The 14866-nt window shown below is 53.8% G+C and carries 12 protein-coding genes; 7 read left to right on the top strand and 5 right to left on the bottom strand.

From position 1 onward, the window contains the following. Window positions 1–69: 69 nt before the first annotated feature. From CU041_RS06500 to CU041_RS06480, 5 genes are all read right to left on the bottom strand, one after another. Window positions 70–1188, bottom strand: coding sequence for an ABC transporter ATP-binding protein (locus tag CU041_RS06500; RefSeq protein WP_101246196.1), 1119 nt, complete (start codon window positions 1186–1188; stop codon window positions 70–72). Between the two features lie 27 nt (window positions 1189–1215). Beyond that, window positions 1216–2064: a carbohydrate ABC transporter permease gene (locus tag CU041_RS06495; RefSeq protein WP_101246195.1), complete on the bottom strand. Its 849-nt coding sequence runs from the start codon at window positions 2062–2064 to the stop codon at window positions 1216–1218. A 13-nt stretch (window positions 2065–2077) separates the two neighbouring features. Beyond that, a complete protein-coding gene (locus CU041_RS06490) occupies window positions 2078–3016 on the bottom strand; it encodes a carbohydrate ABC transporter permease (protein ID WP_068519098.1) in 939 nt (312 codons plus the stop codon). A 173-nt stretch (window positions 3017–3189) separates the two neighbouring features. Beyond that, a complete protein-coding gene (locus CU041_RS06485; RefSeq protein WP_101246194.1) occupies window positions 3190–4452 on the bottom strand; it encodes an ABC transporter substrate-binding protein in 1263 nt (420 codons plus the stop codon). Between the two features lie 46 nt (window positions 4453–4498). Then, complete coding sequence (locus CU041_RS06480) at window positions 4499–5386, bottom strand: N-acetylmuramic acid 6-phosphate etherase (RefSeq protein ID WP_101246193.1); 888 nt, start codon at window positions 5384–5386, stop codon at window positions 4499–4501. A 274-nt stretch (window positions 5387–5660) separates the two neighbouring features. On the opposite strand from CU041_RS06480, the gene CU041_RS06475 reads away from it, so the two are divergent. The 7 genes from CU041_RS06475 (at window position 5661) to uvrA (ending at window position 14773) form a co-directional block, all read left to right on the top strand. Continuing rightward, complete coding sequence (locus CU041_RS06475) at window positions 5661–6542, top strand: BadF/BadG/BcrA/BcrD ATPase family protein (RefSeq protein WP_101246192.1); 882 nt, start codon at window positions 5661–5663, stop codon at window positions 6540–6542. Beyond that, window positions 6539–7300 (top strand): GntR family transcriptional regulator, encoded by a 762-nt coding sequence (locus tag CU041_RS06470; protein WP_068519102.1) that lies wholly within the window; start codon window positions 6539–6541, stop codon window positions 7298–7300. Before CU041_RS06475 ends, CU041_RS06470 begins: the two co-directional genes overlap by 4 nt. A 41-nt stretch (window positions 7301–7341) precedes the next feature. Continuing rightward, on the top strand, window positions 7342–8385 hold the full coding sequence (locus tag CU041_RS06465) for an SIS domain-containing protein (RefSeq protein WP_068519103.1): 1044 nt from the start codon (window positions 7342–7344) through the stop codon (window positions 8383–8385). Next, window positions 8385–9521, top strand: coding sequence for an N-acetylglucosamine-6-phosphate deacetylase (gene nagA / locus CU041_RS06460; RefSeq protein ID WP_101246191.1), 1137 nt, complete (start codon window positions 8385–8387; stop codon window positions 9519–9521). Before CU041_RS06465 ends, nagA begins: the two co-directional genes overlap by 1 nt. Window positions 9522–9564: 43 nt before the next feature. Beyond that, window positions 9565–10632, top strand: coding sequence for a Gfo/Idh/MocA family protein (locus tag CU041_RS06455; RefSeq protein WP_101246190.1), 1068 nt, complete (start codon window positions 9565–9567; stop codon window positions 10630–10632). Between the two features lie 20 nt (window positions 10633–10652). Continuing rightward, on the top strand, window positions 10653–11732 hold the full coding sequence (gene fbaA / locus CU041_RS06450) for a class II fructose-bisphosphate aldolase (RefSeq protein WP_068519106.1): 1080 nt from the start codon (window positions 10653–10655) through the stop codon (window positions 11730–11732). 212 nt (window positions 11733–11944) lie between these two features. Further along, window positions 11945–14773, top strand: a complete 2829-nt coding sequence (uvrA, locus tag CU041_RS06445) for an excinuclease ABC subunit UvrA (RefSeq protein ID WP_101246189.1) — start codon at window positions 11945–11947, stop codon at window positions 14771–14773. Window positions 14774–14866: the final 93 nt, after the last annotated feature.

The raw sequence follows: 14866 nt of genomic DNA, 5'->3' as shown, positions 1-14866 counted from the left end.
CAAACGCCAAAAGGCGCCGGTTGTGGCGCCTTTTGATCCGAAGTCCTGTGATTGGAAGCTTTGTGAAATCTATTCTTCCGCGCTGAATTCAGCCGGACAATCGACTTTCTGGTACGCTTTGCCCTTGTCATTGAAAAGATGCGCGGCACCGGCTGGTGCGGACGCTGTAACGGTTTCACCGATTTTGACACGGCTATGTCCCGGCGCGCGAACTGTGACCCGATCACCATTGGCAAGCTTCAAATACAAATAGGTAGAGTCGCCCAGCTTCTCGACCACATCGACCAAGCCACTGACAGTAAGCGCGCCTTCGTCGCCAAGTCCAAGATGTTCGGGGCGAATGCCAAGCTCAACCTGTTTGCCGATATCCGCCTGATCAACATTGAACGGCAGCACGGATTTCATACCCCCGGGGACGGAAACTGTGGCCTGCCCCTGCCCGACGGCATCAATCGTGACGTTGGTGAAGTTCATGGCCGGTGACCCGATAAAACCGGCAACAAAGCGGGTTTCCGGATGATGATAAAGCTGCATCGGCGATCCCACCTGCTCCACATTCCCGCCATTCATCACGACGATCTTGTCCGCCAGTGTCATGGCTTCGACCTGATCGTGCGTGACATAGATGATTGTCGATTTAAGGTCCTGATGCAGTTTGGCAATTTCAATGCGGGTCTGAACACGCAATGCGGCATCAAGGTTGGACAACGGTTCGTCAAACAGGAAGACCTTGGGTTGGCGCACGATCGCACGGCCAATCGCAACGCGCTGGCGCTGACCACCCGAAAGCTCGGACGGACGTCGGTCAAGAAGCTGATCAAGTTGCAGGATACGGGCGGCTTCGCGTACCCGGGCATCGATTGCCGCCTTGTCCTGTTTGTCGAGCTTAAGCCCGAAGGCCATGTTTTTGTAAACTGTCATATGCGGATAAAGCGCATAGGACTGAAACACCATGGCAATGCCGCGATCACGCGGGCTTTTGGTGTTTACCACCTCTCCATCGATCATCAGATCGCCGCCCGTGATGTCTTCAAGGCCTGCAATAATTCGCAACAAGGTTGATTTGCCGCAGCCCGACGGCCCAACGAACACGACGAATTCACCGTCTTTGACATCCAGATCAATGCCGTGCAGCACATCCACAGCGCCATAGCTTTTGCGGATCTGGTCAAGTTTCAAGTCAGCCATTTATTCAAAGCTCCTATCAGCCAACAGTTACTTCACCGCGCCGGATGTCAGGCCGCGAATGAGTTGTCGGGAGAAAATCAGATAAAGGATAAGGATCGGAATGATCGCAAGGCTCAGTGACGCCAGAACCGCATTCCAGTCTGTCACATACTGGCCAATGAATTGCTGCACACCAAGGGTGATGGTCTGCTTGCCGTCACCGGGTGCAAGGATCAGCGGGAACCACAGATCATTCCAGATCGGGATCATTGTAAATACAGCAACCGTCGCAACAGCGGGCCGGATCAAAGGCAAAATGATCGCAAAGAAAATCTTGAACTCCCCGACCCCGTCGCATCTTGCGGCTTCTTTCAAATCCTTGGGAATTTGATGCATGAATTCGGTCAGGATAAAGATCGCCAAGGGCAATCCTTGCGCGACATAGACCAGTACCAGTGCCGTCAGGGTGTTGACCAATCCCATATCAACAATCAGGTTCAAGATCGATACCGACCCCAGACGGATCGGCACCATGATGCCAATCGCAAGATACAAGGCCAATGCGGTGTTGCCCGGGAACTTGTATTCCGACAGTGCCCATGCCGTCATTGCTGCCAACAGCAGAACAATAACAATGGTCACGATGGTCACGGTAAAGCTGTTATAGAAAAACAGCTCGAAATTGGATTTCGCCAGAACCTTGGTGAATCCTTCAAGACTGAAGGTCTCCGCATTCGGCAAGCCCATCGGATCGCGAAAGATCCCTTTGCGCGTCTTGAAGGCGTTGATAACCACAAGAAAAATCGGATAAAGCGCAACCAGGGTATAGGTCAGCAAGATCGCGTGCACGATGACTGCGCGGCTGGCGTCTTCTCTGCGGATGTTTGCAAAACTCATATTCGCCCCCCGACTACAGCTGATAGCGCGCCAGTCGGCGCTGAATGGCGAACAGATAGAACAGAACGCCTGCCAGAATGATCAGGAACATCAAGGATGCAACGGTGGCGCCCAAATGCGGATCGCCCAGCTGCAACTGATAACCAAAGAATGTGCGATAGAACAAGGTACCCATAATGTCGGTCGAGAAGTTAGGGCCGGCCAACGCACCCTTTACCGCATATATCAGATCGAACGCATTGAAATTACCGACAAAAGTCAAAATCGACACCATCGCGACAGTCGGCAAAACCAATGGCAGTTTGATGTGAATGAAGACTTCGAAATGGGTCGCGCCATCAACAATCGCCGCATCCACCAGATCGTCGGGAATGGCCAGCAAGGCCGCATAGATCAGCATCAAAGGAATGCCGACCCACTGCCAGACCGAAATGAAGGAAAGCGTAATCAGCGCGCTGCCTTCCTTGCCAAGCCATGGCCCAAACAGCGACTTTAGGCCAACAATATCAAGCAGGTCCGCGCCAACTCCCCAAACCGGGCTCAGGATCAACTGCCAGATAAAGCCGACAATCACGACTGATAACATGGTCGGCATGATCATCATTGTGCGATATGTGTTGCGGAACCGCAATTGCGGCAGGCTCAGAATACCGGCCAGCGCGATACCGATCGGGTTCTGGATCAGCATATGAACCGCAAAGAACTTCATATTGTTCCAGAAACTGTTCCAGAAGGTCGCAGACCAGTCCGGATCCGCCAAAATCGTGCGGTAATTGTCAAGGCCGACAAAAGCCGCCTCACCGCCGCTTGGCGTTGCGTAGAAGCTTAACCGGATGGAATCAAGCAGCGGATAGATCATAAACAGTGTGTAAATGATCGTTGCTGGGGCCAGAAAGGCAATCACAGGCAGTTTTGCCTTGCGCCAATCGGTCATGGGGCCGGAATGCGCCATACCCTGTCCTGTTATCCAAGATTTAAAAGAATGAAGACCTGCTTGGGTCTTCTGTAATCAGTGAACCGCAGTTTCGCCCGGCGGTCGGGCTGCATGCCTGCAATGGCACGGCAAACATCAACGATGAATGAAGGATGGCAGAAACCGGTCGTTCCCGCCATCCTTTCAGTTCTTTACTGGTGCGGTGCGTACCATTTCGCCAGACCAGCTTCCGCAGCGCCGGCTGCTTCTTCCGGGGTCAGCGTACCGTTGATAACCTGAGCGGAAAGGTTCCACAGGTCGTTTTCAAGGTTCGGCGTGCCACGCGAAAGGATCTGGTATGAGTTACGAATGGTGGACTCGCACTTCTGGCGCCAGCTTACAAACTCGCTGGCAACCGGATCGGTTACTTCGACCGTGTGGTTCGACAAGGAGAAGAAACCCGGCAGCGCGTTGGAATAAAGCTCGGCAAATTCCGAACCGGTCATCCATTCAAGAAACAGCTTTGCTTCGGCTGCGTTTTTGGAATCCGCATTCAGACCAAGTGCAATATCGGTGTGGTCACTGATATAGCAGGTGTCTGCACCGGCTGCTGCGGGCGGCGGGAATGCTCCGAACTCGAAATCGGCCTGGTTGTTAAACAGCGAAATATCCCAGGAACCGGCCGGATAAACGGCGGCACGGCCAAGCGAGAACAGGTTCTGTGCATCCGGATAGGAAATGGCTTCATACCCGTCCGGAAGGTAGTTTTTCCAGCTTGCCAGTTCCTTGAAGGTATCGACATAGGCGGCATCGGTGAATTTTGCGCTGCCATCGATCAATGCCTTGCGGCCTGCTTCACCGTTCCAGTAGTTGGGACCGATATTCTGGAAGCCCATGGTGGCTGCTTCCCACTGGTCCGCGGTGCCCATCGCCATCGGGATGTAGCTGCCATCTTCCTTGATTTTATCAAGGGCAGCATAAAACTCTTCGCGGGTTTTCGGGACTTCAACGCCAACTTCTTCAAAGGCTTCCTTGTTATAGATAAAGCCATGAATGACCGATGCCATCGGCAAGCAGAAAGTGACTGCGCCATCGTCGGTCTGCCAGGCAGATTTGGCAACATCCGAGAAGTTGTCCATGCCTTTAAGGTCATCAAGAGCGGCAAGATTGCCCTGCTTGTAAAGTTCAAGCGATGCATCAAACGGACGGCACGTGATCAGGTCGCCCGCGGTACCACCAGCCAGTTTTGCGTTTACCGATGCGTTATATTCGGTCGGCGGGGTCGGCTTGAACGACACCTTGATGTCAGGGTGAACTTCATTGAATGCCGGAATGATTTTTTCATTCCAGATATCAATATCGTCATTGCGCCAGCTTTCAATTACGAGTTCGCCAGCAGACGCCATCAACGGAACCAGGGCGACACTTGCCGCCAGGGCCCCGGCCAGGCCTTTTGCTAAGACTTTATTCGACATTTATGCCTCCTCTGATCAATGTCGGCGGACTGGCACCGTGTTGATGTCAGTTCCTGTACTCAAGTGCCGCCCGGAGATTTCCATTAGACAGCGCAAGAATTTCTTTTGCCCGGTCGGGGCTGTGGCCCGTGGTCACCAGCACCGCCACGCGGATATCGAAATCGGATTTTTCCAGGGCGTCTGAAGCAAGTTCGGCGTCGCAAGATGCAATATGAGACACGATCCGAACCGCCCGGCCCCGAAGTTTGATGTTCTCGGCGCGCATGCCAACCATCAGGTTGTCGAACAATCGGCCCAACTTGTTCATCACAAGGGTCGACAGAATGTTCAGGGCTGCTTTTTGCGCGGTACCCGCCCCCATGCGGGTGGATCCGGCAACCACTTCCGGCGCGCTATCAAGAAAGATACCTGTTTCTGCGACGCCAAGAATTTTGCCATCCGGGTTGTTACAGATGCCCACCGTGAAGGCCCCGCGATCACGGGCAAGTTCGAGCGCGCGCACCGTGTAAGGGGTCGCGCCGCTGGCAGCGATCGCGATTACCGCATCATTTTCTGAAATGTTGTTCTGGGAAATTTCACGTTCGGCAAGGCTGGTATCATCCTCGGCACCATTGAATTCGTTCGGCGCACTTTGAACCCCGCCAGCCAGCATCACGATGGTATGGCTTTCAGGCCAGCCAAAGGTGCCGCCAAGTTCCTTGGCATCTTGCCAGGCGACAGTGCCTGATGTTCCGGCTCCGACGTAAACGAGACGCCCGCCGCCCCCCAGGCGGCGTGCTATCCCGTTGGCGGCTGTCGCCAAATCCCCCAGGATCGGACCAACCGAGGCCACAGCGCGCATCTGGCCTTCCCACAAGGCCATAAGGAAATCGGCGTCGGACCATTGATCCAACCCGGCAAATCGCGAATCAAAATCTTCTGTGCGTGATGCCATTTTTCCGTCTCCCTCTGCAAATTAAATACCATTGTGATACCAGCAACGCAAGCTGCTTGATGAATAATTTGTGCCACAGCTCGGATATCGGGAGATATCTCTAGTTAAAACAACGTATTATATAAGGATATCAATTTTGCGCAAAAGCTTCTGCGTATATGTACGGACTCCAAACTCAGACCAGTAACAGTTTTAGTGGCGTTATATTGGTATTGCTTTTTAAGATACCACTCTGCTATGCTCTCCCTATGAATGAGAAGGCAGTTGCTTTGAGATGAAAAACGAACAGCTTTATCTTGGTGTTGATGGCGGCGGAACGCAGTGCCGCGTTCGGATTGCAGATGCATCCGGACGGATCCTTGGTGAAGCTGTGCGTGGTGGTGCGAATACGCGACTTGGAGTCGATTACGTATTTGGCGAAATCATCGCAGCGGCGAAAATGGCCCTTTCCAATGCCGGACTTGATGAAAAATACCTTGGCGATTTGCATGCGGGCCTTGGGCTTGCGGGGCTTCCGCTAACGCGTGATCGTCAGCTTGTGCAGTCCTATAATCACCCGTTCGCCGACATCTGCTTTGCGACTGATGCCTACACAGCATGTCTGGGTGCGCATGATGGCCAGAATGGCGCCATCCTGATTGTCGGGACCGGAACATGTGGTCAGGCAATCATCGGGGATCGCCAGTTGTCTGTTGCCGGTTGGGGGTTCGAGGTTTCCGATCTTGGAAGCGGCGCAAGAATTGGACGCAATGCCATTGAAACCGCCCTGCTCGCCCATGATGGTCTGGCAAAGAAAACCGATCTGACCGCAGCGGTCATGGCCCGATTTGATAATGACCCCGAAAATATCGTCATATTTGCGGAAACAGCAAAGCCGTCCGACTATGGAAAACTCTGCCCGATGGTGTTTGATGCCGAAGCGGCTGGTGACAGTGTGGCGACTGAACTGATCAAGATTGCCGTCGACGCCAATCTGGCAATCTTGCGCAGGCTGGTTGATTTCGGTGCGCCGCGACTGACCCTTATGGGCGGACTGGCAGAACAGATGGCCCAGCGCATGCCACCCGAAATTGCCGAATTGCTGGTGCCCGCGAAATTTGACGCCATGCATGGGGCTATCTTGATGGCCAAGCAACATGAAAGAGCCGCCGCATGATCGCAACGTCGGACGTCATTGCCAATCTAAGAACCCGCGACATCGAAAATAACGGAAATGGTCCTTTGTACCGTCGGCTGCAATCGGCGTTGAAGGCTGTGATTGATGATGGAATTTTGCAGGTCGAAGATGCCCTGCCCAGCGAGCGCGATCTGGCAACCGAACTTGGCATTTCACGCGTAACGGTTCGCAATGCGATGCGCGCCCTTGTCGAGGAAGGTGTTCTGGTTCAACGCCACGGTGCCGGCACGTTCGTTGCGCCGCGTGTCGAGCAGGCCCTGTCACGCCTGACATCCTTTACCGAGGACATGATCACCCGTGGCATGGATCCAGGGGCCATCTGGATCGAAAAAACACTTGGTCATGCCTCACCCGAAGAAGCCATGGCGCTTAATCTGTCACCGGGTACCGAAGTTACAAGGCTGCGTCGTTTGCGTACTGCCAATGACAAGCCAATGGCACTTGAATATGCGGTAATTCCGCGCGCCTTCCTGCCCAGCCCGGATGAAGTCGACAAATCGCTTTATGACGCGCTGGCGAAATACAACAAAAAGCCTGAACGCGCCCTTCAGCGGCTTCGGGCAGAACTTTTCGATGGCGAAACCGCCAAAATTCTGGGCGTTCCGGAAGGCAGTGCCGCGCTCTATATCGAGCGGCGGTCCTTCCTGGCAAATGGAACCCCGGTTGAGTTCACCCGGTCCTATTACCGCGGTGACAGTTACGACTTTATTGCTGAAATGCAGGTGGACGCCCGTTGACCAGATCAACGCATCCACCGGAAACCAAGGGAATACGGCATATGACAACGAATTGGCGCCCGCAAACACAGATGGGCCGCGAATTGGCAGAGGCTCCGGAAGTCGTTGCAACGCAGCTTGCCGGCAACAAGGACGCAATTGCCAAACTTGCTGATGATCTGCGCGCCAATCCGCCGAAATTTGTTGTGACCTGTGGTCGTGGCAGCTCGGACCACGCGACCCTTTATGCCAAGTACCTTATTGAAAGTCAGTTGGGCATTCCGGTGGTATCGGCCGCACCCTCGATCGTATCGATCTATAACCGGTCGATCGCCTCAAAGGATGCACTGTTCATTGCAGTTTCCCAATCAGGCAAGAGTCCCGACCTTGTCAAAAATGCCGAGGCGGCCCGTGACGCAGGCGCGCGAACCGTCGCACTGGTCAATGTGGTCGATTCCCCGCTTGCCGAAACTGTCGATCATGTCATCCCCCTGATGGCTGGTCCGGAAACAAGTGTTGCGGCAACCAAATCCTATATTGCCACATTGTCGGCGATTGCCCAGATCGTCGGTGCATGGACACAGGACGACGCATTCAACAAGGGTCTTGGCAATCTTCCGCAATCCCTGCGCACGGCACTTGAAAAGGATTGGCTGGGGGCATCGGAAACCATCGCCAAATCAAACGGGCTTTATGTCATTGGCCGCGGACCTGCCTTTGCTATCGCCCAGGAGGCCGCCCTTAAATTCAAAGAAACCAGTAGCCTGCATGCCGAAGCTTTCAGCGCGGCTGAAGTAAAGCATGGCCCGATGGCGCTGGTAACGCCGACCTTCCCGATGTTGGTCTTTTCACAGCAAGACGCATCGCGCGACAGTGTCGAGGACTTTCTGGCGGAAATGCGTGCCAAGACCGACAATCTGTTTGCTGCCGAAACCGGATATGCGGACGTAAAGGGACACCTTCCGGTGGTCGAGGATATCCATCCGTTACTTGCCCCGATTACGATGATCCAGACCTTCTATACACTTGCTGAAAGTGTTGCGCTGGCGCGCGGCTGTAACCCGGATGCCCCGCCGCATCTATCGAAAGTGACGGAGACGCACTAATGACCAGTTTTGCCATTGCCAATGCCCGCATTTTCGACGGGACAGAATTTCTCGACGGAATGGCGGTTGTTATACGCGATGGCAAAATTGATGCCATTTGCCCGGATAGCGCCCTGCCCGACGGGATGGACGTTGTTGATGGCAAGGGACAGGTTCTTGCCCCCGGACTGATTGATGTTCAGGTCAATGGTGGTGGCGGTGTTCTTTTGAATGATCACCCGGATGTCGCTGGCATTCGCGCCATCATGGCAGCCCATCGCAAATTTGGCACCACGGCGATGCTACCGACCTTGATCACGGACTATCGTGACAAGATGGAAGCAGCCATTGCGGCGGTTGAAGACGCGATTAACGCAAACGTCCCAGGCATCGTCGGCATTCATCTTGAAGGGCCGTATCTGAACAAAGAACGCAAGGGTGTGCATTCAGCCGACATCATCCGCCCGATGGAAGATGACGCAATCGATCTTCTAAGCCATCTTCCAAATGGCCGCATCCTGGTAACGATGGCACCGGAAAAGGCAACTAGCGGGACGATCAAAAAGCTTTCTGACAAAGGAGTTCTTGTCTGTGCCGGGCACACGGCAGGTACCTATGACGACATTCAAATGGCGATCAGCGAAGGTTTGCGCGGCTTTACGCATCTGTTCAATGCCATGAGCCCCCTTACCCATCGTGAACCCGGTGTTGCCGGGGCAGCGATGGCCGATGATGCAACATGGTGTGGCCTGATTGTTGACGGTTATCACGTTCATCCGGCCGCGGTGAAGATTGCTGTAAACGCAAAGGCAACCGGCAAGATCATGCTGGTCACTGATGCCATGCCGACTGTCGGGGCTGCGGACAAGCGATTCAATCTTGGCGGGGAAGAAATCATTGCCACGGATGGCCGGTGCGCCCTTGCGGATGGGACGCTGGCGGGTTCCGATCTTGATATGATTGGCGCGGTTCGAAATTGCGTGGAAATGGTCGGGATTGACCTTGGCGAAGCCCTTCGCATGGGGTCACTTTACCCGGCTGCGTTCTTGAAACTGGATCATAAAATGGGGCGTATCGCCCCAGGTTATCAGGCGGACATGATCCTGTTTGATGGCGAATACACAGTGACCAGAAGCTGGATCAATGGTGCTGAGTAACAGGCAAAATCAATAATTTATCAGGTATTTCAGGAGGCACAAAATGAAGCCGGTTCGCATTCTTGTCATTGGGCTTGGCAATATGGGCATGTCCCATGCAAAGGCCTATCACGCCCTTGACGGGTACGAGATTGTCGGCATCTGTGCCCGGTCGCCCATTCCTGCCGATAAATTGCCGGACGGCTTTGCTAACTATCCTCAGTTTACCGATTTTCACACTGCCCTTGCCGAGACGAAACCGGATGCAGTTTCGATAAATACCTATACCGAGACCCATGCGGACTTTGCGATTGCAGCCTTTGAAGCCGGTGCGCATGTCTTTATTGAAAAGCCGCTTGCAGCCACTGTCGAAGATGCCGAACGGGTTGTGGCAAGCGCACGCAAACATGACCGCAAGCTCGTGATTGGCTATATCCTGCGCCATCATCCGTCCTGGGAAAAGTTTGTTGAAATTGCCAAGACCCTTGGCAAGCCGCTTGTGATGCGCATGAACCTTAACCAGCAAAGCAGTGGCGCATTCTGGGAAACCCACAAACGTCTTCTGAACAGCGTATCGCCCATAGTCGATTGCGGTGTTCATTATCTCGATATCATGTGTCTGATGACCGGGGCCAAACCGGTGTCGGTCAATGCAATCGGTGTTCGCCTGTCTGAGGATGTCGCGCCCGACATGTATAATTACGGGCAGTTGCAAGTTCGCTTTGATGACGGTTCTGTTGGCTGGTACGAAGCCGGCTGGGGCCCGATGATCAGCGAAACCGCCTTCTTTGTGAAGGACGTCATTGGCCCGAAAGGCAGCGTATCAATCACCGATGTCGAAGAAAAAGGTGCTGGATCGGCCGACATCGATACGCATACCAAGACAAATGCATTGCGCCTGCATCATGCGGAAACAGACAGTGCCGGTGAATTTACCCGCACAGACGAGATTATCCGCACCGATGACGAACCTGATCATGATGGTCTTTGCCTGCGCGAACAGCAATTTTTCCTAAAGTCTATAACAGAAAATCTTGACCTGACGCAGCATATGGAAGATGCATTGGGCTCTCTACGGATTGCCCTTGCCGCGGATCAGTCGGTTCGCACGGGGGCACCTGTTTTACTCTGACCCCCAGGAGGAGTACCCACATGCCTTCCGTTAAACCCGGTGTTGTTACCGGTGCTGCCTATCGTGACCTTGTCGCTGCCTGCAAGCAGGACGGTTACGCCCTTCCCGCTGTGAATATTACATCGTCAAGCACGATGAACGCAGCCCTTGAAGCCGCTGCGAATGCCGGTTCTGACATCATCATTCAGCTTTCGAATGGTGGCGCACAGTTCTTTGCTGGCAAGGGCATCAAGGACGCCGATGCGGCCCGTGTCGTGGGCGCAGTTTCGGCTGCCCGTCATGCGCAGCTTCTTGCTGAATATTATGGTGTTGCTGTTGTCATGCATACCGACCACGCGAACCGCAAGTTCGTTCCGTGGGTCGATGAAATGCTGAAATGGAGCGAAAAGGCCTATGCCGAAACCGGCAAGGCGCTTTACAGCTCCCACATGCTTGATCTGTCCGAAGAATCGCTTGAAGACAACCTTTCGACTTGCGAGACCTTCCTCAAACGCATGTCCGCCATCGAAATGAGCCTGGAAATCGAACTGGGTGTAACCGGTGGCGAAGAAGACGGCATCGGTCACGAACTTGATACTTCAAGTGACGAGATCGACCCGCGTCTTTACACCCGTCCGGAAGAAGTCGAAGAAGCCTATCGTCGCCTTTCGCCGCTTGGCCATTTCTCGGTCGCAGCTGCATTTGGCAACGTCCATGGCGTCTACAAGCCGGGCAACGTCAAACTGCGTCCGGAAATCCTTCTGGAAAGCCAGAAGTTTGTCGCCGAGAAGCATGGTCTTGATGACCGCCCGCTGGACTTCGTGTTCCATGGCGGTTCGGGTTCGGAAAAAGAAAAAATCGAAGAAGCCGTCGGCTATGGCGTCTTCAAGATGAATATCGACACCGATACCCAGTTTGCCTATGCCCGTCCGGTCGGTGAGTATGTTGAAGCAAATGCACGTGCTTTCAAATACCAGGTCGATCCGGAAACGGACAAACCCTACAAGAAAAACTACGACCCGCGTGTCTGGATCCGCGAAGCTGAACTGTCGATGGCAGCGCGCCTCGAAGAAGCCTTCAAGGATCTCGGTGCCACCGGTCGTTCCGTGACCAAAGGCTAAGCCATCTTTTGCTTTGTCTGACCCGTTGGGTCACAGGATTTATGAAACCCGCCGGACTTGTTCGGCGGGTTTTTTCATGCATTTTTGGGGGCAGTGATTGTGTAATGTCAGTCTCCTGACAAATACTGACAGGAACTGTCAGGGGTGCGCTTGCGTATAGTGTTTGCGTCCTCTATACACTTTCCGAACAATTCAGGAACAAAAGGCCCGACATGCTGACGAAAATTTCGGTTCGCGGTGCGAAAGAACACAATCTTCAGAACATTGATGTTGAATTGCCCCGCGATTCACTGGTGGTCATTACCGGCCTGTCGGGATCGGGTAAAAGTTCGCTTGCGTTCGATACGATCTATGCCGAAGGCCAGCGCCGCTATGTCGAAAGCCTGTCTGCATATGCCCGTCAGTTCCTTGAACTGATGCAAAAGCCGGATGTCGAATATATCGATGGTCTGTCGCCGGCCATTTCCATCGAACAAAAAACCACGTCGCGTAACCCGCGTTCGACCGTGGGGACCGTGACCGAGATTTATGACTATATGCGCTTGCTTTGGGCGCGTATCGGCATCCCGTATTCGCCGGCGACCGGTCTTCCGATTGTCAGTCAGACCGTGTCGCAGATGGTCGACCGTGTGATGGAAATGGAAGAAGGAACACGGTTGTATCTTTTGGCGCCGATCGTCCGTGGTCGTAAGGGTGAATACAAAAAAGAACTGCGTGATTTGCGCTCACGCGGGTTCCAGCGCGTCAAAATTGACGGCGAAATGTATGACATCGATGATGCGCCGGAACTGAACAAAAAGCTGAAGCACGACATTTCTGTTGTTGTTGATCGGTTGATCGTGAAAGACGGCATCGCAACCCGCCTGGCCGACAGTTTTGAAACCGCTCTTGAACTGACTGACGGCATTGTTCTTACCGAAGATGCCAAAACCGGCGAAACAACCGTATTCTCGGCGAAGTTCGCCTGCCCGGTTTCCGGCTTCACGATCGAGGAAATCGAACCGCGTCTGTTTTCATTCAACAACCCGTTTGGCGCCTGCCCGGCCTGTGACGGTTTGGGAACCCAGATGGAGTTTGATCCGATGCTGGTTGTTCCTGATGAAAGCAAAACGCTTGAAGATGGGGCGGTCGCACCATGGGCCAGCACGACGTCGAAATATTACCTGCAGACCCTGAAATCAGTCGCAAAGCATTTCGGTTTTAAAACCAATGTTGCCTGGGAAAAGCTGCCCAAAACGGCGCAGGACATCATCCTGCACGGGTCCGGTGACGAAGAAGTCACTGTCACCTATGACGATGGTTCACGCAGTTACAAGGTTTCGCGCCCGTTCGAAGGTGTCATTCCGAACATGGCGCGGCGCTGGCGCGAGACGGACAGTCAGTGGGCCCGCGATGAACTGGCCAAATATCAGATGGTGTCACATTGCCCAACCTGTGCGGGCAAGCGCCTGAAGCCCGAAGCACTGGCTGTCAAAGTCGATGGTTGCGACATCTCGCAGGTGACGGATCTTTCAATTGCCAAAGCCGGTGACTGGTTCATCGCCCTTGAAGGCAAGTTGAACGAAAAGGAAACCGAAATCGCGCGCCGTATTCTGCGCGAAATTAACGACAGGTTGCGCTTCCTGCGCGATGTCGGGCTTGATTATCTTTCCATGTCACGCACGTCAGGCACCCTTTCGGGCGGTGAAAGCCAACGTATCCGTCTGGCGTCGCAAATCGGCTCGGGTTTGACCGGTGTTCTGTATGTACTGGATGAACCGTCCATTGGTCTGCATCAGCGCGACAACGATCGCCTGCTCGATACCCTTAAGCGGTTGCGTGATCTCGGGAATACGGTTCTGGTCGTTGAACATGATGAAGACGCCATTCGTGCGGCGGATTATGTGATTGATATGGGCCCGGGTGCCGGCATTCATGGCGGACGCATCGTTGCCCAGGGCACCCCGGAAGAAATCCAGCAAAACCCCGAAAGCCTGACCGGCAAGTATCTGGTTGGTGTTGAACAGATTGCCGTTCCAAAGGAACGTCGCAAAGGCAACGGCAAGTCCATCACGATCAAGGGGGCCAAAGCCAACAACCTTCAGGGCATTGATGTCGACTTCCCGCTGGGCAAGTTCATCTGTGTTACCGGCGTGTCAGGTGGCGGGAAATCCAGTCTTGTCATCGAAACGCTATATAAGGCGCTGGCAAAGCGGATGCATAATGCCCGCCATCATCCCGGGGCACATGATGCAATTACCGGGATCGAGCTGATCGACAAGATCATTGATATCGACCAAAGCCCGATCGGGCGAACCCCGCGTTCGAACCCGGTGACCTATACCGGTGCCTTTACCCCGATCCGTGACTGGTTTGCCCAACTGCCGGAAGCCAAGACCCGCGGTTACAAGCCCGGACGTTTTTCATTCAACGTCAAAGGTGGTCGTTGCGAAGCCTGTCAGGGTGACGGTGTCATCAAAATCGAAATGCACTTCCTGCCCGACGTTTATGTCACATGCGATCAGTGCAAGGGCAAAAGATACAACCGCGAAACGCTGGAAATATCTTTTAAAGGCAAATCGATATCTGATGTTCTTGATATGACGGTGGAAGAAGGCGCGGACTTCTTCAAGGCCGTCCCATCGATCCGTGACAAGATGGAAACCCTTAAACAGGTTGGTCTGTCCTATATCCATCTGGGCCAACAGGCCACAACCCTTTCGGGCGGTGAAGCGCAGCGCGTGAAGCTTGCCAAGGAACTGTCAAAACGGGCGACCGGGCGGACAATCTATATTCTGGATGAACCGACCACCGGTCTTCATTTCCATGATATCCGCAAATTGCTTGAGGTCCTTCATACCCTTGTTGACCAGGGCAACACCGTCGTTGTGATCGAACACAACCTTGATGTCATCAAGACTGCCGACTGGATCATTGATATTGGTCCCGAAGGGGGCGACGGTGGTGGACAACTGGTCGGCACCGGCACGCCCGAAGCCATCATGGCCAATGAGCGAAGCTATACCGGGCGCTATCTTAAACGGCATTTAGGGCTTGAATAACCAAAGGGCTGCTTTCACCAACCGCCGTTACAAAAGCCGCCACGATACAAAGAGAGGCACGAACATTTTCTATGATGTTCGTGCCTCTTTTCT

It is taken from the genome of Thalassospira povalilytica (assembly GCF_002844235.1).
Classification (GTDB): Bacteria; Pseudomonadota; Alphaproteobacteria; order Rhodospirillales; family Thalassospiraceae; genus Thalassospira; species Thalassospira povalilytica.
The sequence above is the reverse complement of the archived record's forward strand: the minus strand, read 5'-3'. Positions and strand labels throughout refer to the sequence as shown.

What these genes read in the sequence shown, in the direction of transcription:
- CU041_RS06490 (WP_068519098.1), bottom strand. Translation starts at nt 3,016, where the DNA reads ATGGCGCATTCCGGCCCCATGACCGATTGGCGCAAGGCAAAACTGCCT.
- uvrA (WP_101246189.1), top strand. Translation starts at nt 11,945, where the DNA reads ATGCTGACGAAAATTTCGGTTCGCGGTGCGAAAGAACACAATCTTCAG.
- CU041_RS06495 (WP_101246195.1), bottom strand. Translation starts at nt 2,064, where the DNA reads ATGAGTTTTGCAAACATCCGCAGAGAAGACGCCAGCCGCGCAGTCATC.
- CU041_RS06465 (WP_068519103.1), top strand. Translation starts at nt 7,342, where the DNA reads ATGACAACGAATTGGCGCCCGCAAACACAGATGGGCCGCGAATTGGCA.
- CU041_RS06470 (WP_068519102.1), top strand. Translation starts at nt 6,539, where the DNA reads ATGATCGCAACGTCGGACGTCATTGCCAATCTAAGAACCCGCGACATC.
- nagA (WP_101246191.1), top strand. Translation starts at nt 8,385, where the DNA reads ATGACCAGTTTTGCCATTGCCAATGCCCGCATTTTCGACGGGACAGAA.
- fbaA (WP_068519106.1), top strand. Translation starts at nt 10,653, where the DNA reads ATGCCTTCCGTTAAACCCGGTGTTGTTACCGGTGCTGCCTATCGTGAC.
- CU041_RS06500 (WP_101246196.1), bottom strand. Translation starts at nt 1,188, where the DNA reads ATGGCTGACTTGAAACTTGACCAGATCCGCAAAAGCTATGGCGCTGTG.
- CU041_RS06485 (WP_101246194.1), bottom strand. Translation starts at nt 4,452, where the DNA reads ATGTCGAATAAAGTCTTAGCAAAAGGCCTGGCCGGGGCCCTGGCGGCA.
- CU041_RS06480 (WP_101246193.1), bottom strand. Translation starts at nt 5,386, where the DNA reads ATGGCATCACGCACAGAAGATTTTGATTCGCGATTTGCCGGGTTGGAT.
- CU041_RS06455 (WP_101246190.1), top strand. Translation starts at nt 9,565, where the DNA reads ATGAAGCCGGTTCGCATTCTTGTCATTGGGCTTGGCAATATGGGCATG.
- CU041_RS06475 (WP_101246192.1), top strand. Translation starts at nt 5,661, where the DNA reads ATGAAAAACGAACAGCTTTATCTTGGTGTTGATGGCGGCGGAACGCAG.